Genomic DNA, 19,371 nt, shown 5'->3' on the forward strand with positions numbered 1-19,371 from the left:
CCGCTGCCGCTGAAATCTCCCGCCGCTTCGATGCGCAGGTTATCGCCGCCCAGCTTACCGCTGCTGGCGATACTACCCGATGCGTCGATGGTAATTTCATGTCCGTATAGCTCGCTGCGGTCGATGGTCAGATCGTGCGTTGTAATCTGCAAATTGCCCACGCCCTGACCGTTAAAGCCGCTGCCCGCCAGCAGCATATCGCCCAGTCCCTTGCCGGTTTGAATATTGCCGTCGGCCCAGCCGGTAATTTTGCCCGTGGTCAGCATGGCGTTATCCGCGTTGATAAAGCCCAAACCGTTGACAGCAATGCCGTTGGCGTTGGCGATAACCACGCTGGCCCTGTTGCCCGCTACCTCCAGGTAGCCGTTGAGCACGCTGGCGCTGGAGCTGGTCACTTCATTCAAAATTACGCTGGCTCCGCGCCCCGCCAAAAACATATTGCGGTCGACATATCCGCCCAATTCCGTTTTTGCATACTTAGTAGCGTTATTCAAAATCAGGCCGCTGGATTTAATATTAAAATCGCTGTATAAATTGCGGGATACTCCGTTAGAGTTGACCTGCGCAATCTGTACCAAATCCACGCCGTTGGCCGCCTTATCGATAATAGGCCGATATTTGCCGTCCGCACTCTCGTCCGCAGTCAGCGCCAGGCTGGCGTCCGCCGCCTTTTCCTGCTCTACGGTAGCCGCAATGCCCGCCGTTTCCGCAATCTGCGGCAGCGGGGCTATGGCCGCGCCGCCTGCGCCCTCGCCCGCCAAATTCCCCGGACGTTCCGGCCCATGCGGACGCTGGGGCTGCTCCGGGGTCACCGGCGTAATTATTTCGTCAGGATTTTTTTCGCTGACGCTGACATTCTTATTTTCATCAAAAGTCAGCGTAGGATTGCCGTCGGCATCCGTGCCTGCGGTATAGGTATAAATATTGCCGCGATACAGCCCTACCTTGTCCGCCGTCACGCTGACGGATTCCTGCGCGCCGACAGCTCCGCTGCCCGTCAGGCTGCCGCCCGCCGTTACGCTCACGCTTCCCTCGCTGGTTAAAAGGCCGCTGTGTACCATACCGTTTTCTATATCGACGGTTAAATTCTTGGTAGCGCTAATCAACCCGCTATTGTCCAGCTCCCCGGCCCGCAGGGTCAAATCGGCCTCGTTATGCATAAATACCGCGTCGTCGGCTTCCTCGTCCTGCAAATATTCGGCTCCGGATATCAGCGAGCCTGTATTTTCCAGCCTGCCGCTTACGTCCAGCGTAACCGCGCCCTTGGCTTCAATGGAGCTGCTGCTGCTTAATTCCTCTGCCAGCAGCGTAATGCTGCCGCCGGCTTCGACAGCCGCGTCGTTCTCTCTTTCGCCGCCGCCACCCGGCTGCATATTTTCCGTCACGGTCAGCTTCCCGGCGTTGGAAATATACAGGTCGCCCCCGGCGCTGATGCGTCCGCCCAGATTCATGCCCAGGCCCTTTTCCGTGCCCACCAGCATAATTTTGCCCGCATACATGCCGCCCAGGGCCGCCACGTCCAAAGCCACGGCAGGCTTCTCGCCGTCCGCGGCAAGCTGCTGCCTTTCGGATGTCGCGTAATCTATTTTATTCGCGCCGGTAACGACGTTAATTTCTTCTTTAGCCCACAGCTCGCCGTTAATGACGGCGGCGCGGGTCATAATATCCAGCTTATTGGGCAAATAAGTGTTAGCCTCGTCGGCGCTGGTAAAACCTTCTCCCGGAAAATTCCCCGTTCCCTCTACGGTAACGCGGCCGCCGGTCACGTTGAAAACCAGCCTGCCGCCGGTAAAATCGGGTTTGCCCGTTACCAGCGTGGCCCTGTCCACATTGATAAAGCCAGCGCCATTGACGTTGATGCCGTTGGGATTGGCAATAATCAAATTCGCCCTTTGCCCGGCGATTTCCATAACGCCGTGCAGGTTGGAAAGGCCGCCGCCCGTTACTTCCTGTAAAATCGTTTGCGCCGCTCCGTTTGTTAAATTAGCGTTAGCCGTCAGCTGCCCAGCTAAAACCGTATTGGCGCTGCCGTTAGCGATATTATTAAAAACAAGTCCCTCAGCGCCTACGTTAAACTCCGCCGTTTTATTGTGGGAAAGCCCGTTAGCGTCAGGCGCTGCAATATTCACCACCGGCGGCGCAGCCTTCGGAGCTGCCGCAGCCGCGTAAACCGGCAAAGCCGTCTGCATCTGCAAGGATAAAATAATGGCGCAGGCCATAAGCTTTTTCTTTTTGCTACCGTACTTACTCATAATATAGCTTTCCTTTCGCTAATACGCCCCTGCGCGGCGCTGCTGCCCGCCGCTGTTTAAATTTCCGCCGTCAGTAAAAAGCCGTAGGTGCGGCTGTCGCAAATAAATCCGTCCGGCCTTTTTATGGGCCAGCCCACAAAAGCCTCGTACTGCAAACTGCCGATTTTGCCCCGCATACCTACGGCGCCGCCCACCAGCTCCGTACCTAAAAGATATTCCGTACTTGGCCCATGCACCTTGCCGTAATCCAAAGCCAGATAAAGAAGATGCGGATATTTTTCAATGGGAAAACGCAGCTCGTTGCGCACTACGATGCCATCCTCGGCAGCTAAGGTCTGCTCGCCATCAAAACCGCGCACGCTGTAAAACCCGCCTATAGTAAAAAATTCGCTGCCATATACACGCTGGTCGCTTTTCTGCCCGCGGATGCTGACGTTATACTGCGCGTCGTAACCTTCGCCAAAGGGCACCGGCGCGGTAAAATTCAACCCCAAATGATACATATTATAGCGCGTAGTCGCTTCGCCGCTCATGCCGTCCGTCGGGCCTGCGTCCGCATACCACGGCAATCCCTTTTGCCATTTCAGCGACGTATCCAGAACGCTGCGCCCCAAATACTGCCGGTGATTGAAGCCCGCCAGCAAAACCGTGGTTTTCTGCCGCTGCACCTCTATTTCCGTGCCGTTAATATAGCTGTGCCGCGTTTTATGAGTGAAGCCCAGCTCAAAATCTGTTTTGCTGCTCTGATTGCGCTGCACCAGATGCGTCCAGGTCAGCGTATCGTTAGTAAATTCGCCGCTGGAAATAAAAGGATTGACCGCGTAAGTCACCGTCTGGTGATAGTCATTTTTACTGCGGCTGTAAGTGAAACGTTCTTTGCCAAAGGGAATGGAATAATAAATGCTGTTGGCCCGCGTTCCCTTGGTTTCGCCGGATTCCGTAGCGTCCTCGTTCCAGCTCACATAAAAAATATCGTTGGCCGACAAGGGCTGCATCAGCTGCAGAGCGCCGCTCATCTGCACCTTGCCCGTGTCGCGGGTGCCGGAATTGTCCAGACTTAAAATCAGCTTCCACGGCCTGCCGCGCTTAATGTCGATTACCAAATCGCTTTGGCCCTCCTGCGCGCCGGGCTCGATTTTAATATCCGCCTCCTGCCCGGGAACGCTGTTAAAATTGTCTATCGCCTGCTCGATATCGCGGATATTCAGTAAAGAGCCGCGCCGCACAGGCATGGCATTAGTCCATGTTCCCCAGGTCTTTTGCCGGAAACGGATGTCCCCGATAACACCCGGCAGCAAAGTAAAATACAATTTGCCGCTGGCCAAATTCTGGGATTCTATATAAATTCTCGTGGTCAGATAACCGCGATTCATAATTTCGTTATTGATATTCTGCAAAAGCAAATTGATGCCCTGCACGCCGATGCGCTGGCCGTTAAAGCCCGCTAAATAATCGTTGATCCACTGAAATTTATAAGCGTAACGGGAAGCCTTTAAGGAAAAGCTTTTGATTTTAAAGCTGTTGGCTTCCTCCGGCAAAGCAAAGGCGGCCAAAGGGCTGCCCTGCCGCTGCGCTTTCGCCATATCGCGGCCTGCACGCCGCTGCAATTCCTGTTCGGCGCGTTTGGCAGCCTGCTCCTGCTCCTTTTGCTGTAAAATTTGCTGCTGCCGCTGCACAGGATTATCCTGCGGCGCAGCGGCTGCTGCTGCAGAAAATCCCAGAACCAGCAAGGAAAAAATTAAAGCTGCCTGCCGTTTCATCAAAGCTCACCTCGCACAAACTTTCCGCTTATAAAATAAAACTATTGCAACAATCGCTATATTCCCATCTTATTTATAGTATATTACCTTAAACAAGAATTGTAAATCTTTTGTGAAGAAGGTATACATAATTCTTCAATATACAATGACCAGCAAAAGCGAATATGCTTTTCCCCTCGCGTTTCACGATAGGAAGAAGATATTCGCTTTAAATTAAAATTCAGCTTTACAAATAATCGGCCGCATCCCGTTTACCAAAAAGATAGACCGGCAGCCAGCTGCAAAATCCGCCCAAGAGCAGCACAACAGCTGCCAAAAATTCCTCCTCAGGCAGCAGCAGAAACGGCAGATACAGGCTTGCGCTGCCGCGCAGGACGTAACCCAGTAATGCGTAAACATCCATGGCCGCGCCGCCGCACATTGATACAACGGTAATAAATAAAGTTCATTTTTACACATACTCGGCGACGTCACGCTTACCCAGCAGATAAACCGCGCAGCTAAGGAAAGCAAAACGCCGTCCCGCTAAGGACGGCGTAAGCGCCAAAAATTTGCTGTCTTGACTATTTTTCATACTACGTTTATAATAAATAAAGAGATAGTCGGCCGCGGAAAGTCGGCTCTCCCCTAAATTATTTTAATTCGACGGAAGACCGCTTAACCGCACGTTAGGCGGTTTTTCTCATTCTATTTGCGAAATGAGAGAATGAGAACTACTAAAGTTGCGAAGCTAATCATCAAAGATAACGCCTCAGAAACCGTCATAGCACATCACCCCCTACTCTTCAGGAGTAGGAAAACCGACAAGACGACAATCTCTAGCTATTCACTTCGCTAAATTAACGGTGTATAATAAAATAAATATCAAAAGCGAAGGGAAGGAATTAGATTGGAAAATGCATTTATTACCCCTGAGGGTCACTCTGGATTTTTAGCTAAAAAATTATTTAACGAAATGGGCGCAATTCATTGGGGCGCGCTGGCATATATCGAGGCAAACGGCGGCGGCCCGAAGGGAAATCATACTCACAGCGATAATCATCTATTTATCATTGTCGAAGGCGAAGTAAAAATCATTTTAGGAGACGCTTCGCATATCGTAAAGAAAGACGAAAGCTTCTTCGTTGACGGCATGATTCCTCATTCTATCTGGAATAACGGAACAGAAACCGCTAAGGTAATTAAAATATCTCTTAAAAGATAAATTTTGCTCTGCGCTCTCCACATAACAAAAAGAAGTGGCAAATCCATTGGCGAATTACCGCTTCTTTTTCTTTGTACGTTTTCAATTTCCAAAGCAAAAATCCCCGCGCCGTTTTGCAGCACGGGGAAATATAATTTATACGGTTATACGGCCGGAGCTAAAATCTCTGCGGCGATGGGCATAACGTCTTCCTTAACCTCTTCCCACACTACAAAGCGCGCTTTGCTGAAGCCGTTGAAAGTTGTGGCCGAAGCCGAGGTATAAGCGCCGCAGGCAGGAACCAGAAGCAAATCGCCAACCTCCAGGGGAGCGGTCATACGTCCGCGGAACATAATATCCAGACTATCGCAGCTGGGGCCGGCAAATGTAGCGGCCACGCGCTCGTCGCCTTCCTTAAAGCTCAGCAGCTTAAAATCCCATTGGTCGAAAATAACGCCGGAAAAAGTGCCGTACAGGCCCTCGTCCAAAAAGTACCAGGGCTGGCCGCCGCGCTCGGTCACGCCGATAACGCTGGTAATCAGATTCACGGCCGTACCGCAGATATAACGTCCCGGCTCCGCCCAAATTTCCGTTTCCGCAAAATCTTCATTTAAGCGGGCGCTGATCTGCTTCAGCATTTCGGGCAGATTAAATTTCACCTTGGGCTCAGGAATGGGGAAGCCGCCGCCGATATCCAAAATCCGCAGGTGCAGCCCTGCAGCTTCCGCCTCGTCGAACAGGCCGCGGGCTATATCCAAAGCGTGCAGATACGGGTCGGAGCTGACTGTCTGGCTGCCTACGTGAAAGGCTACGCCGGCCATATCCAACCCGGCCTCCTTGGCCTGCAGCATTAAAGCCAGCGCATTTTCACGCGCCGCGCCGAATTTTTTATTCAAATCCACATGAGCGGAGGAATTATCGATACGCAGACGCAGCAGCACTGTTGCGTCCGGACATTGCTTTTTAATTTTTTCTATTTCACTGGCGCTATCAAAGGTCATCTTGGTCACGCCGCAGTCCCGGCAGGCCTCCAAGCCTACGCCCAGCTTCACCGGATTAGCGTAAATCATGCGTCCGCCTTCCACGCCCATAGCGCTCAGCGTGCGGATTTCGCCGTCGGACGCCACATCGAAGCAGGAACCCATGTCGGCCATAACCCGCAAAATTTCCGGATGGGGGTTAGCCTTAATTGCGTAGTGGATGCGCACCCGGGGCATATATTTTTTCAAAACCTGATAATTTTTCTTAACTTCTTCCAAAGAAAGGACTAACAACGGCGTGCCGTATTGGCTCGCCAATTTTTCCACCGCCTCGCGGCTAAGCTGAAAATGTTTATCTCTTCTCATATCCACTCTCCCCTTGCCATAGCATATATTTTACTCATTAGATTGTACCACAATAAGCGGAAAGTACAATAGGAAAACGGCAGAAAATTGATTTTTTTTGAGGAGTTGGGAAAAATTTTACAATAACTGCGGATTGGCTCATTTTTAAGCGGAAAATTTGCAGTTTTCAGGAAAAACGAATTGCTCTGGCCGCTCCGGCGTTTACGCAACGCCCCGGTTTTTGATTCGCAAAATTATTGCCGCGGAATATTTTTAAAAGAAGCAAGGTGCCGTCCAACAAAAAAAGCCGCCCGTTACAGGCGGCTTGCGATAGAATATTTTTCTTGAGTTTTGCCCGAAGGCGGCAGCTTTTATTTTTCAGGAGCCTTGATAACGTCGCAGCCCATGTAAGGACGCAGAACCTTGGGCACTACTACGCTGCCGTCGGCCTGCTGGTAATTTTCCAGGATAGCCGCTACGGTACGGCCCACGGCTACGCCGCTGCCGTTAAGCGTATGAACAAATTCCGGCTTGGACTTAGCGTCGCGGCGGAAACGAATGTTAGCGCGGCGAGCCTGGAAGTCCAGGAAGTTGGAGCAGGAGGAAATTTCACGATAACAGTTGGCGGCGGGCAGCCAAACCTCCAAATCGTAAGTAGTAGCGGAGCTGAAGCCCAAATCGCCGGTGCACAGACGCACTACGTGATAGGGCAGCTCCAGCAGCTGCAGCACTTCCTCCGCGTCATGGGTCAGCTTATCCAGCTCCTCCCAGGATTCTTCCGGCTTCGTAAATTTAACCAGCTCTACCTTATTAAACTGATGCATACGAATCAAACCGCGGGTATCGCGGCCTGCCGCACCGGCCTCCGCGCGGAAGCAAGCGCTGTAAGCGGTGTATTTCAACGGCAGCTGATCGCCGCTGAGCATATCGTCGCGATGATAATTGGTTACGGGAACCTCTGCAGTAGGAATAAGGTACATATCGCCGTTTTCCAGCTTATACATATCCTCGGCAAATTTAGGAAGCTGGCCCGTGCCCTGCATGCTGGCGCCGTTAACGATGAACGGCGGGAAAAATTCGGTATAGCCGTGCTTTTGCGTGTGTAAATCCAGGAAGAAATTGATAACGGCACGCTCTAAGCGAGAACCCAGACCGCGATAGAAAACGTAACGCGCGCCGGAAACCTTGACGCCGCGTTCAAAATCCAAAATGCCTAGGCCTTCGCCCAAATCCCAATGAGCCTTGGGCTCAAAATCAAATTTAGGAATTTCGCCCCAGGTGCGCACAACGGGATTGCAGCTGTCGTCCTTGCCCACCGGCACATCCTCGGCCGGAATATTGGGAATGGTCAGCAAAATGGTTTTTAATCTTTCTTCGATTTCTTTCAAAGCCTTGTCGTCGTCGGCAATTTTATCGCCCAAGGCGCGCACGGCCGCCATTTGTTCAGCGGCGTCCTGCCCGGCCTTTTTCAGCTTGCCGATTTCCTGAGAAGCGCTGTTGCGCTCTTTTTTCAAAGCCTCTACCTGCTGCGTCAGCTCGCGGCGCTTTTTATCCAGCTCTAAAAATTCCGTTAAATCCAAATTACCGTTGCGGTTCTTAACGGCTTCTATTACCTTGTCCGGATTTTCACGGACAAATTTCATATCTAACATACATATTCCTCCAAATCACAAGCATTGTAAATTATATTTTAGCACAATCCCGTGCAAGAAAAAAGCTTTTCTCTCAATAATCTATGCCCTCGTCGCGGCGCGCCAGATAACGGATAGCGCTAAGCCCAGCCTTCTGCCCCTGGCCTGCGGCGCGGTTGATCTGCCAAGGCTGGCCGGTACAGTCGCCGCCGGCAAAAACGCCTTCAATATTAGTTTGAGCCTGATCGTCCACATAAATGCTGCGGCCGCGAATTTCCAACCCCGGCAAAAAGCTGTTCAGCGGGTCGGTAGCGCGGAAAACGAAAGCGGCCTGCACGCTGTAAAAATCATCGCCGGCGCGGATACCGGTTACCTTATCCGTACCGGTGATTTCCGTCGGCGTATCTAAAACCACGGAGATATTTTTTTTCTTAGGCGGCACAAAACCCTGATAACGCGGGAAGAAGAAAACGTGCTCGCATTGATCCGCCAGATATTCGATTTCCTCCATGGCGTCGGGAACCGTAGCCACGGCGGCTACGCGCTTATTTTTATATTTAGCGCCGTCCACAAAAGCGCAGTAGCTGACGCCGCGCCCCAAAAATTCCTTTTCGCCGGGGAACAGCGTGGAGCGGGAAATGCCGGTTGCCAGCACGACGGCCGACGCGGAATATTCCTCGTGCGGCGTACCAAGGATGAAGCCTTCGCCCACCTCGCGCAGAGAAATAATTTTTTCTTCAATAATATCTACAGTCATCTGTTTCAGATGCTTAACAAAAATGTCCATCAGCTCTGTGCCGGACAAATCGGGAATGCCCATGTAGTCGGTAATTTTGGCGACGCTGCGCAAACGCGGGCTGAAGCCGTGGGCTTCAAATAAAATAACGCTGCGCCCCTTGCTGGAAGCTGTGATGGCGGCAGAAACGCCGGCAGGCCCGCCGCCGATAACGGCAATATCGTACTGCATAAATCTGTCCTCCGTAAATAAATTTTTAAAGGCTCTTTATCATTTTTATTTTATGCTTTTCTCCAGTCATAGTCAAACCTTTTTCTCCGCATCGCAAAAAAATTTTATTTTTTTTGCAAAAAACTCTTGCATTTTTCTCTGCGATAGTGTATTATAATCGAGTAACGTGACCACGGCCCATTAGCTCAGTTGGTAGAGCACCTGACTCTTAATCAGGGTGTCGTAGGTTCGAGGCCTACATGGGTCACCACACTTTGGCCGGTTGGTCAAGCGGTTAAGACACCGCCCTTTCACGGCGGTATCGGGGGTTCGATTCCCCCACCGGTCACCATACACGGGCGCTTAGCTCAGCTGGGAGAGCGTCTGCCTTACAAGCAGAATGTCAGCGGTTCGATCCCGTTAGCGCCCACCACGTAAATTCAGCACTTCGAGAAATCGGAGTGCTTTTTTGTTTATATTGTCAGCGCTTTTGATCGCTTGCTGGCTGTATAAAGCCTGGGGCTTGCAACGCCCGTATAATGGGTACAGAAACATTGATAAATGAGGATGCTGATAAAATAAAACAGGCTGCGCGCTCATAGCTTGGGGCGGCAGCCTATTTTTTCGCTTCGTTATTTTTTTCTGGCAGCGGGATAACAGATTCGATAAAGGCCTTGACTATTGAAGGATCGAAGTCCAGCCCCGCTTTGTTCTGCAGCTCGATGATGGCTTCGGTGTGGGTCTTTTGCCAGTGCTGCGTGCAGGGGTTAATATTGCGGTCGTAATAATTGGCGACGGCGACGATGCGCGCGCCGATGGGAATGTTTTGTCCCTTGAGCCGCTTGGGATAACCGGTGCCGTCCCACTTTTCGTGATGGCAGCGGATGATATCGGTTATATAAGTAAATTCCGGAATATTTTCCAGCATACTGGCTCCGGCGATACAGTGGCGCTTGTAAATAGACAGCTCGCGGGTGGATAAAAATGGCAGCTTGGCCAGAATGATATTGGGGACGGAAAGCTGGCCGATATCATGGAGCAGCGCCGCCGTTTTGATTTGCAATACCTCGGAGGCCGGCAGGCCCAGCTTGGCCGCCGTACTGGCAGCATAATTGGCTACCTGTTGGCTGTGCAGGTAGATAGCGCGATTTTTAATTTCCAGCATTTTTAAATAGAAGTCGCAGATTTCCCTTGTCAGGCGAATATCTGTGAAATCAAGACATTGGGGTATGGCAATCATAACGGTTCCCTCAAAAATTATCTGAAATAGCTTGTCCGAACGAGTTAGGCATAGTAAGTATATCACTTTTTAGAAAAATATTAAAGCAAAAGCTGCGCGTATCTTGCAAAAAAAAACCTGCCGGAATATAATTAGGTGTACAACTCAGGTCTGTGGTTGCAAGTCGATGCCAGTTGCAGGCGAAACGATCCACGTAAACAGCCGGAAATATGGCTGCGAGCACGGTGCAGCTTAGAAGTAAGTCCTGCCGCAGAAAATTTATACGCGAGAGAAGCAGTAGTGGGGAGCGCAAGGCTTAGGAGCGAACCTTCCAGCAGGCGAGTGTGGGGGCGAAGACCAGGTCAGCTGAGTTGTATTTATTTTTATGCCGGTATTTTTAATAAAAATTCTTTACCTGCGGCGCAAATCGGTATATAATGTGTGTATCAAAATAAAGCTCTGCGCGTTGAAAGGAGTAAATGAAATATGAAAAAGCTTTTAATTTTAATGATGGCGGTTATTGCTGCCGTCGCTATGCTGGCTGCCGGTTGCGGCGGCAGCGGCGAAAAGAAGGCCGAGCCTGCCAAGGTGCTGCGCGTAGGCACTGAGCCGACCTTCGCGCCTTTTGAATTCCAAAAGGAAGGCAGCAAGGATTACGACGGCTTTGATATGGATTTGGCCCGCGCTATCGGCAAGCAAATGGGTTATAAGGTAGAGATTGTGAACATGGGCTTCGACGCTTTGATTCCGGCGCTGAACGCAGGCAACATCGATATGGTTGCCGCAGGCATGAGCATCACCGACGAGCGCAAGCAGGCCGTAACCTTCTCCGAGCCTTATTACACCTCCGGCTTGATTGTGATGGTCAACAAGGACAATACGGAAGTTAAGAGCGCGAAGGATTTGGAAGGCAAGCGCATTGCCGTACAAATCGGTACTACCGGCGAAAACAAAGCCAGAAGCATTGCCAACGCTAAGGTAACCGCTTTCAACACGAATACTGAAGCGGCTATGGAGCTGAAAAATAAAGGCGTGGACGCCGTTATCAACGACAGCCCCGTTGTAGGCTACTACTTGGCGCAGGGCGGCAACGCCAGCGCTATGACCGTGGGCGAAGTTATGGAGGCTGAAGAGTACGGCTTGGCTGTGAAAAAAGGCAACGACAAGCTGGCTGGCGATATCAACAAGGCTTTGGCTGAGCTGAAAAAGAACGGCGAATATGACAAGATTTACAAAACCTGGTTTGGCGAAGTAAAGAAATAATAATGTCGGTTCACAAGCGGAGCACAATGTGGTGGAGAATCGCATGTGCTCCGTTGCTGTTTTTTAGCATCTGCGGATGCTGTAAATAAAAATATATATAAAATGAGGGGGACTCACACATGAAAAAGGTATTGGTATTTTTAATGACGGCAATCATGGCCTGCAGCCTGCTGCTGACCGGCTGCGGCGGCGAGGAAAAGAAGGCTGAGCCCGCTAAGGTGCTGCGCGTAGGCACTGAGCCTGCTTTTGCGCCCTTTGAATTTCCTAAAGAGGGCAGCAGCGAGCTGACAGGCTTCGACGTAGAGCTGATTCAAGCCATAGGCAAGCAGCTGGGTTATAAAGTGGAAGTCAGCGGCATGGGCTTCGACGCATTGATTCCGGCGCTGAACGCAGGCAATATCGACGCGGCTATCGCCGGTATGACCATTACCGACGAGCGCAAAAAAGCCGTAACCTTCAGCGACCCTTACTACACCTCCGGTCTTATCGTGATGGTGAAAAAGGATAACGCAGCCGTTAAATCCATCGACGATTTGAAGGGCAAGCGCATTGCGGCGCAAATTGGCACTACCGGCGAAATGAAGGCCAGAAGCGTGGAGGGCGCAACCGTTACTACCTTTAATACTCAGGACGAGGCTGCGCTGGAGCTGAAAAACGGCGGCGTGGACGCCGTTATTGGCGATTTGCCGGTAATGGAATATTATTTGGCTAAGGGCGGCAATAAATTTGCTATGACCGTGGGCGAAAAAATGGAAGCCGAGCAGTACGGTATCGCTGTGAAGAAGGACAGCAAGCTGGCCGCCGAGCTGAACAAGGGCATGGAAGAGCTGAAGAAAAACGGCGAATTCGATAAGCTGTATAAGAAATGGTTTGGGGAGGCTAAAAAATAAAGCCTGCCATATTTTGGGGCTTGAGCAAATTAAAGGCTGTTAGAACCCTGTCAAAGAAGGGATTGGGAGAATTATGGAATTGAATTTTGATTTAATGGTACGTTCGTTCCCGCTGCTGCTGGCTGGCGCCGGTATTACGGTGGAAATTACGGCCATGAGCGTAACGCTGGGCCTGTGCATAGGCTGTCTGGTAGGCATCGCCCGTTTGTGCTCCATTAAGCCGCTGCGTTACCTCGCTAATGTTTACGTTGATTTTATCCGTGGTACGCCGCTTCTGGTGCAAATCTTTTTGGTTTACTTCGCTTTGCCCGGTATTACCGGCAACCGCGTGGATCCGTATTTTGCGGCTATTTCCGCCTGCTCCATCAACAGCGGCGCCTATATTGCCGAAATCTTCCGCGCCGGCATCCAGTCCATCGACAAGGGCCAGATGGAAGCTGGCCGCAGCCTGGGCATGAGCTGGGCCCAGACCATGCGCTACATTATTATGCCTCAGGCCTTCAAGCGCATCATTCCGCCCCTGGGCAATGAATTTATCGCCATGCTTAAGGATTCGTCCTTGGTATCCGTCATTGGCTTTGAGGAGCTGACCCGCCGCGGTCAGCTGATTATCGCGCGTACCTACGCTTCCTTTGAAATTTGGATGGCGGTAGCGATTATCTACCTGATCATGACCTTTGCTGTCGCAAGATTGGTAGGCGTTTTGGAGCGGAGGTATGATACGAAATGAGTAAGCAAATTATGATTCAAATTACTAATCTGCAAAAAAGCTTCGGCGATTTGCAGGTGCTGCGCGGCGTAAACCTCAACATTGCGGAAAAGGAAGTAGTGGTAATCATCGGGCCGTCAGGCAGCGGCAAGAGTACGCTTTTGCGCTGCATCAACTATCTGGAGGAGCCGACGGGCGGCAGCATCGTTATCGACGGTATTCCGCTTACCGGCGAAGCTAATATTAACGAAATCCGTAAGGAAGTAGGTATGGTGTTCCAGCGCTTTAATCTGTTCCCGCATATGACGGTGCTGCAGAACCTGATGCTGGCGCCCATGAAGGTGCGCGGCATATCTAAGGATGAAGCGGAAAAAACTGCGCGTACCTATCTGAAAAAGGTTGGACTGGAGGATAAGGCCAACAGCTATCCAGAACAGCTCAGCGGCGGGCAGCAGCAGCGCGTAGCCATCGCCCGCGCCTTGTGCATGAAGCCTAAGGCCTTGCTTTTCGACGAGCCTACCAGCGCTTTGGACCCGGAAATGGTCAACGAAGTATTGGACGTTATGAAGGAGCTGGCCAACGAAGGCATGACCATGGCCGTTGTCACCCACGAAATGGGCTTTGCCCGCGAGGTAGGCGACAGAGTGGTCTTTGTGGACGGCGGCGTTATCCAGGAGGAGGGCACGCCGGAGGAAATCTTCCAGCATGCCAAATGCGAGCGCACTAAGAGCTTCCTGTCTAAAATTTTATAAACTGCCAGATGTGTAACACTTTCTTGACATTTCACGAAAAAGTCACGCAAGAATGATAAATGCAGCAGGAGTTTTGCCCCGAACAGCGAAATATATAAGCAAAGGGATAAAGCCTAACCCTTGATAGAAAATGGTAGCGCAGGCGGCAGCGGTCGGCTGTGACATACCAAAGGAGGCATGAATTATGAGCGTAAACGTAAAAGGCAGAAACATTGACGTAACTCCGGCATTGAAAGAATATGTGGAGAAAAAAATTACCAAGGTTACGAAGCAATTCAAGACTGTGGGCGATATTTCTGCGGTACTGAAGGTTGAGAAGGGCAATCACATTGTGGAAATTACCGTTCCTGCCAGTGGCATTTTGCTTAGAGCGCAGGAAACTACGAAGGATATGTATTCCTCCATCGATTTGGTAGTGGAAAAGATTGAGCGTCAAATTCATAAATATAAAACTCGTCTGATGAAGAGAAAATATTCCAACTTTGCAGATCCTGCTCCGGCAGCAGTTCCCGCAGCTGAGGCGGACGACGGTGAATTCCAGATTATTAAAAACAAGCATTTCACGATGCACCCCATGACTCCGGAAGAAGCAATTCTGCAGATGAATCTGTTGAATCATGATTTCTTCGTATTCTTCGATCCCGATCTGGGCAGCGCTTGCGTAGTTTATCGCCGCAAGGACGGCAAGTACGGCCTCTTGAGCCCAGAATTAAAATAAGTTTCTAACAGCTGAATTTAGCGGCAGGCGCTTGCTGGCGTCTGCCGCTTTTATGTGGAAAATAGTGGAAAAGTCTAGATTGACCTTATTAGAAAAATTTTTTATAATAAAAATAAAGATAGTGTTATGAGTGATTTTATGAAAAGGAGGAGTTGAAGATGCCAGAAATAAGCTTGTTTTACGGCATTAGAATTACAATGAATTATAGCGAGCATAATCCGCCGCATATTCATGCGGAATATGCCGGGCGTCAAGCTACCGTTGATATTTTAGAATGTGTTGTTATTTCTGGGTCTTTGCCAAACAGACAACTGCGTTATCTTTTAGCGTGGTGTACGTTACATAGCGATGAACTGATGCAAAATTGGGAATTGGCAAGAGATCACAAACCTTTGAATAGGATTGCTCCTTTGGTATAGTAAGGAGGTGGAAAATGTGAAACAGGATCTTGATTTTAAATATTTTTATCCTATTGTACAGCAAGTAGTTCCAGCTGCAGAATATAGACTGTATTTGTATTTTAACGATGGGTCAGTGCGCTTGGCTGATATAAGTAATTTGATTGTGCCGGAAACAGTGTTTGAGCCATTAATGAATAAGGATATTTTTAATAAGGTAACGATTATAGGTGGAGCTCCGGCTTGGGATTTAGTAGGCAATAGAGATCCATATGAGTGTATTGACCTTGATCCTTTAGAGCTTTTCAAAAATAGTCCTGTTGTTGCCGATCCTTTAGCGGATAAAGTGGAGCAACAGCAGATTGCGTAAAAAATAAAATACTTAAAAACGGCAGGCGCTTGCGGGCGTCTGCCGTTTTTGTGTGCGTGGGAAAGGTACAAATTAACGCTGGGCTTTCCTTAAAGCAGAATAGGCAAGCGCGGATAATTTGACGTAAACTTCACAAAAAAGCTGAGGAAAAGCCCTTAGGTTTTTTGCTTTTTAGGACTCTTTCTGCTATAATTTAAAATTAGGTGTACAATCTTTTCTTTGCACATAAATTTAAGGAGTGATCGTGTTGCTCGAAGGTATTTTGAAGAAAATTTTTGGTGATCCCAACGAGAAGGAATTAAAAAATATTCGCGTTATCGTAGATAAGATCAATAGTCTGGAAAAGGAAATGTCCTCTTTAAGCTCCGCTAATCTGGCGGCTAAGACTGCCGAATTTAAGGTGCGCCTGCAAAAGGGCGAAACCCTGGATGATATTCTGCCGGAGGCCTTTGCCGTTGTGCGCGAGGCTTCCAAGCGCGTTACCGGCATGCGCCATTTCGACGTGCAGCTGATTGGCGGCGTGGTGCTGCACCGCGGCAAAATTTCCGAGATGCGCACCGGCGAAGGCAAAACGCTGGTGGCTACGCTGCCCGTATATTTGAACGCTTTGACCGGTAAGGGCGTGCATGTTGTTACCGTCAACGATTATCTGGCTCGCCGCGACAGCCAGGACATGGGCCGCATTTATAAATTTTTGGGCTTGTCCGTGGGCCTGATCGTTCATGATATGGATTTCCCCGACCGTAAGGCCGCTTACGCTGCGGACGTTACCTACGGCACTAATAATGAGTTCGGTTTCGACTACCTGCGCGACAACATGGTAGTCGATGAAAACCAAATGGTGCAGCGGGAGCTTAATTACTGCATCGTCGACGAGGTGGACAGTATTTTGATTGACGAGGCCCGCACGCCGCTGATTATTTCCGGCCCCGGCGAAAAATCCACCGACCTGTATCGTGTGCTGGCCAAGGTAGTCGCTCAGATGAACGAGGGCGAGGACTATACCGTGGACGAAAAGCAGAAGCAGGTTGCGCCGACGGAGGTTGGTATCGCTAAAGCCGAAAAAATGCTGGGTATCGCCAACCTGTATGACAACGAGCACGGTGTGGACTATTCCCACCAGATTATGTGCGCTTTGAAGGCCAAGGCTTTGATGCACCGCGACCGCGATTATGTGGTGAAGGACGGGCAGGTTATCATCGTCGACGAATTTACCGGCCGTTTGATGTTCGGCCGCCGCTTCTCCGAGGGCCTGCATCAGGCTATCGAGGCGAAGGAGGGCGTAAAGGTGGAGCGCGAAAGCCAGACTCTGGCTACCATTACCTTCCAGAACTACTTCCGTATGTATAAAAAGCTGGCCGGTATGACCGGTACGGCGAAAACCGAGGAGCAGGAGTTCCAGAAGATTTATAATCTGAGCGTTGTGGTGGTGCCGACTAACAAGCCCATGATTCGTGTGGACCATCCCGACGTTATTTATAAAACCCGTTTGGCTAAGTACAAGGCTGCGGCCAACGAAATCGAGGAGTGCCATAAGTCCGGCCGTCCGGTTCTGGTAGGCACTACATCCATCGCGCAGTCCGAGGAGCTGAGCGCCATGCTCAAGCGCCGCGGCATTCCTCATAATGTGCTGAACGCTAAATACCATGAAAAAGAAGCGGAAATTATCGCTTTGGCCGGTCAGTACGGCGCCGTTACCATTGCCACCAATATGGCGGGCCGCGGTACGGATATTGTGCTGGGCGAGGGCGTGCCTGAGCTGGGCGGCCTGCATATCATCGGTACGGAGCGCCATGAAAGCCGCCGTATCGACAACCAGCTGCGCGGCCGCTGCGCCCGTCAGGGCGACCCCGGTTCTTCCAAGTTCTTCCTGAGCCTGGAGGACGATTTGATGCGCTTGTTCGGCAGCGACAGCATTGCCGGTATTATGGATAAGCTGGGCATGGAGGACGACGAGCCTATCGAGCACAGCCTGGTAACCAAGTCCATCGAGAATGCGCAGAAGAAGGTGGAAGCGCGCAACTTCAGCATTCGTAAGCACGTCTTGGAATACGACGACGTTATGAATCAGCAGCGCGAGGTTATTTACGCCCAGCGCAAGAAGATTCTGCATCAGGAGGATTTGAGCGGCAATATCAAAGAGATGGTGGAAAAGGTTGTGGACCGCACCATGGCTATGTACGCGCCGCCTGAGGTTTATTCCGAGGATTGGGATTTGAAGGCTTTGATTGCTTATGCTGAGGAATTTTACGCTCCCCGCGGCCTCTTGACCGTGGAATATTTGCAGAATTTGAGCCGCGAAGAGCTGGACGAATATCTGCATAAGGTAGCGACAGACTACTACCAGGAACGCGAGGACGCTATCGGGCCTGAGCTGATGCGCGAGCTGGAAAATCTGGTTATGCTCAAGGTTGTGGACAATCACTGGATGGAGCATCTGGACGCTATGGATATGCTGCGCGAGGGCGTTGGCCTGCGCGCTTATGGCCAGAAGGACCCGCTGGTGGAATATAAGTTTGAAGCCTACGATATGTTTGAGGCTATGATCGACGCTATTCAGGACGATGTAGTGCGTTATATTTATCATGTGAACGTCATTACCCAGCCGCAGGTTGAGGATCGTTTGGATGGGGCTAGGGAGCAGGGCGCACCTGAGGTTTAAGTTTATGTCGCCCATAAGCAGGCATCTACTTCGTCATGGCTCCTAGAAGTACTAATCTGTACGTCGTCGTCGCCATTCCTCGTATCTGCACTGCTTCTTGACGACATAGTGATATGCATTATATTGAGTTATGTACTCGCTAAATAACTAAATTTGCTAACGAAAGGTTGTGAAGAATTTTGTTGATTGAAGAATACAAACCGGAAATCGTCAACTTACAAGCAAAATTAGAGGAAATGAGGGGATCTCTTTGACATCGCTGTCAAGGAGGACCGCATTGCCGAATTAGAGCATAAAATGGGCGATCCCACCTTTTGGGACGACCCGGAAAAGGCGCAGAAAACTGCGCAGGACGTTAACGCTTTAAAAGAAGAAGTCGACGGCTTTCATAAGCTGAGCGCCAGCATCGACGATTTGGAGGCGTTGCAGGAGATGGCCGCCGAGGAGCATGACGAAAGCCTGCTGCCGGAAATGGACGAGCTGCTGGAGCAATGCCGCGCCGAGCTGGAGCATTTGGAGCTGGGTATGCTGCTGAGCGGCGAGTACGACGGCAATAACGCTATTTTAACGCTGCATGCAGGCGCAGGCGGCACCGAAGCCCAGGATTGGACCAGTATGCTGCTGCGCATGTTCACCCGCTTTGCCGAGCAGAATGGCTTTGCGCTGGAAATGCTGGACTATCAGCCGGGCGATGAGGCCGGTGTGAAGAGCGCTACCATTCAGGTCAACGGTCATAACGCCTACGGCTTTTTGAAGTCGGAAAAGGGCGTACACCGTTTAGTGCGCATTTCTCCTTTCGACGCCAACGCGCGCCGTCACACTTCGTTCGCCGCTGTGGACGTTATGCCGGAGCTGGACGATACGGTAGAGGTTAATATCAATATGGACGAGGTACGTGTGGACACCTATCGCGCCAGCGGCGCAGGCGGTCAGCACGTTAATAAAACGTCCTCCGCAGTGCGTATGACCCACGAACCCACGGGCATTGTGGTGCAGTGCCAGAACGAGCGCTCCCAGATTCAGAACCGCGAGCGCTGTCTGCAAATGCTGCGCGCTAAGCTGTACGAATATGAGAAGGCTAAGCAGGACGCTTTGGTCAGCGATCTGGCCGGAGATTATCAGAATATCGAATGGGGCAGCCAGATTCGTTCTTATGTGTTCCAGCCCTACACTATGGTTAAGGACCACCGCACCAGCTGCGAAACCGGTAATATCCAGGCCGTAATGGACGGCGATTTAATGCCCTTTGTGGAAGCTTATCTGCGCAGTCAGCAGAAGAAGATTTGACAGGCG

The 19,371-nt window shown here is 50.7% G+C and carries 18 protein-coding genes and 3 tRNA genes; 13 read left to right on the forward strand and 8 right to left on the reverse strand.

Going from position 1 to position 19,371, the window contains the following annotated elements; all coding sequences use genetic code 11:
• The 4 genes from QZ105_RS05115 to QZ105_RS10545 all read right to left on the reverse strand — a co-directional run.
• Positions 1-2,252: filamentous hemagglutinin N-terminal domain-containing protein (locus QZ105_RS05115; RefSeq protein ID WP_293728776.1), on the reverse strand; the 2,252-nt coding region annotated here is incomplete at its 3' end.
• Positions 2,253-2,308: 56 nt separating this feature from the next.
• Complete coding sequence (locus QZ105_RS05120; RefSeq protein WP_293728777.1) at positions 2,309-4,012, reverse strand: ShlB/FhaC/HecB family hemolysin secretion/activation protein; 1,704 nt, start codon at positions 4,010-4,012, stop codon at positions 2,309-2,311.
• Positions 4,013-4,238: 226 nt separating this feature from the next.
• Complete coding sequence (locus tag QZ105_RS05125) at positions 4,239-4,415, reverse strand: hypothetical protein (RefSeq protein ID WP_293728778.1); 177 nt, start codon at positions 4,413-4,415, stop codon at positions 4,239-4,241.
• A gap of 284 nt (positions 4,416-4,699) precedes the next feature.
• The gene (locus QZ105_RS10545; protein ID WP_366935991.1) at positions 4,700-4,777 is read right to left on the reverse strand and encodes a putative holin-like toxin; all 78 of its coding nucleotides are present in this window, start codon (positions 4,775-4,777) and stop codon (positions 4,700-4,702) included.
• Between the two features lie 124 nt (positions 4,778-4,901).
• Here QZ105_RS10545 and QZ105_RS05130 point away from each other — a divergent pair, with 124 nt between their 5' ends.
• Positions 4,902-5,216 (forward strand): cupin domain-containing protein, encoded by a 315-nt coding sequence (locus tag QZ105_RS05130; RefSeq protein WP_293728779.1) that lies wholly within the window; start codon positions 4,902-4,904, stop codon positions 5,214-5,216.
• 143 nt (positions 5,217-5,359) lie between these two features.
• Here the strand turns inward: QZ105_RS05130 and QZ105_RS05135 are convergent, their stop codons facing one another.
• The 3 genes from QZ105_RS05135 to QZ105_RS05145 all read right to left on the reverse strand — a co-directional run bounded on the left by QZ105_RS05135 (position 5,360) and on the right by QZ105_RS05145 (position 9,118).
• Entirely contained in the window at positions 5,360-6,541 is a 1,182-nt protein-coding gene (locus QZ105_RS05135; protein ID WP_293728780.1) for a type III PLP-dependent enzyme, read from the reverse strand.
• Positions 6,542-6,891: 350 nt separating this feature from the next.
• Positions 6,892-8,172 carry a serine--tRNA ligase gene (gene serS, locus QZ105_RS05140; protein ID WP_293728781.1) on the reverse strand — a complete coding sequence of 427 codons (1,281 nt, stop codon included), beginning with the start codon at positions 8,170-8,172 and terminating at the stop codon, positions 6,892-6,894.
• Between the two features lie 73 nt (positions 8,173-8,245).
• Complete coding sequence (locus QZ105_RS05145) at positions 8,246-9,118, reverse strand: NAD(P)/FAD-dependent oxidoreductase (protein WP_293728782.1); 873 nt, start codon at positions 9,116-9,118, stop codon at positions 8,246-8,248.
• 174 nt (positions 9,119-9,292) lie between these two features.
• Here QZ105_RS05145 and QZ105_RS05150 point away from each other — a divergent pair.
• The 3 genes from QZ105_RS05150 to QZ105_RS05160 all read left to right on the forward strand — a co-directional run bounded on the left by QZ105_RS05150 (position 9,293) and on the right by QZ105_RS05160 (position 9,530).
• Positions 9,293-9,368 (forward strand) — tRNA-Lys (locus QZ105_RS05150).
• A 6-nt stretch (positions 9,369-9,374) separates the two neighbouring features.
• A tRNA-Glu gene (locus QZ105_RS05155) sits at positions 9,375-9,449 on the forward strand.
• A 5-nt stretch (positions 9,450-9,454) separates the two neighbouring features.
• A tRNA-Val gene (locus QZ105_RS05160) sits at positions 9,455-9,530 on the forward strand.
• Positions 9,531-9,713: 183 nt separating this feature from the next.
• Here QZ105_RS05160 and QZ105_RS05165 read toward each other — a convergent pair.
• Positions 9,714-10,337: an HD domain-containing phosphohydrolase gene (locus tag QZ105_RS05165; protein ID WP_293728783.1), complete on the reverse strand. Its 624-nt coding sequence runs from the start codon at positions 10,335-10,337 to the stop codon at positions 9,714-9,716.
• 465 nt (positions 10,338-10,802) lie between these two features.
• Here QZ105_RS05165 and QZ105_RS05170 point away from each other — a divergent pair, with 465 nt between their 5' ends.
• The 9 genes from QZ105_RS05170 (at position 10,803) to prfB (ending at position 19,365) form a co-directional block, all read left to right on the forward strand.
• Positions 10,803-11,579 carry a basic amino acid ABC transporter substrate-binding protein gene (locus QZ105_RS05170; RefSeq protein ID WP_293728784.1) on the forward strand — a complete coding sequence of 259 codons (777 nt, stop codon included), beginning with the start codon at positions 10,803-10,805 and terminating at the stop codon, positions 11,577-11,579.
• A 119-nt stretch (positions 11,580-11,698) separates the two neighbouring features.
• Positions 11,699-12,469 (forward strand): basic amino acid ABC transporter substrate-binding protein, encoded by a 771-nt coding sequence (locus QZ105_RS05175; RefSeq protein WP_293728785.1) that lies wholly within the window; start codon positions 11,699-11,701, stop codon positions 12,467-12,469.
• 73 nt (positions 12,470-12,542) lie between these two features.
• Positions 12,543-13,199, forward strand: coding sequence for an amino acid ABC transporter permease (locus tag QZ105_RS05180; RefSeq protein WP_293728786.1), 657 nt, complete (start codon positions 12,543-12,545; stop codon positions 13,197-13,199).
• An 11-nt stretch (positions 13,200-13,210) separates the two neighbouring features.
• Positions 13,211-13,930, forward strand: coding sequence for an amino acid ABC transporter ATP-binding protein (locus tag QZ105_RS05185; protein ID WP_366935992.1), 720 nt, complete (start codon positions 13,211-13,213; stop codon positions 13,928-13,930).
• A 184-nt stretch (positions 13,931-14,114) separates the two neighbouring features.
• A complete protein-coding gene (raiA, locus tag QZ105_RS05190; RefSeq protein ID WP_293728788.1) occupies positions 14,115-14,648 on the forward strand; it encodes a ribosome-associated translation inhibitor RaiA in 534 nt (177 codons plus the stop codon).
• Between the two features lie 158 nt (positions 14,649-14,806).
• Complete coding sequence (locus tag QZ105_RS05195) at positions 14,807-15,067, forward strand: DUF4160 domain-containing protein (protein WP_293728789.1); 261 nt, start codon at positions 14,807-14,809, stop codon at positions 15,065-15,067.
• Between the two features lie 16 nt (positions 15,068-15,083).
• Positions 15,084-15,416 (forward strand): DUF2442 domain-containing protein, encoded by a 333-nt coding sequence (locus tag QZ105_RS05200; RefSeq protein ID WP_293728790.1) that lies wholly within the window; start codon positions 15,084-15,086, stop codon positions 15,414-15,416.
• 247 nt (positions 15,417-15,663) lie between these two features.
• Positions 15,664-18,078 carry a preprotein translocase subunit SecA gene (gene secA / locus QZ105_RS05205; RefSeq protein WP_366935989.1) on the forward strand — a complete coding sequence of 805 codons (2,415 nt, stop codon included), beginning with the start codon at positions 15,664-15,666 and terminating at the stop codon, positions 18,076-18,078.
• 182 nt (positions 18,079-18,260) lie between these two features.
• A protein-coding gene (gene prfB / locus QZ105_RS05210) for a peptide chain release factor 2 (protein WP_366935993.1) occupies positions 18,261-19,365 on the forward strand; the annotation gives its coding sequence in 2 pieces (ribosomal slippage) (positions 18,261-18,329 and positions 18,331-19,365; 1,104 coding nt in all).
• Positions 19,366-19,371: the final 6 nt, after the last annotated feature.

The organism is uncultured Phascolarctobacterium sp., from assembly GCF_905212365.1.
GTDB lineage: Bacteria > Bacillota > Negativicutes > Acidaminococcales > Acidaminococcaceae > Phascolarctobacterium_A.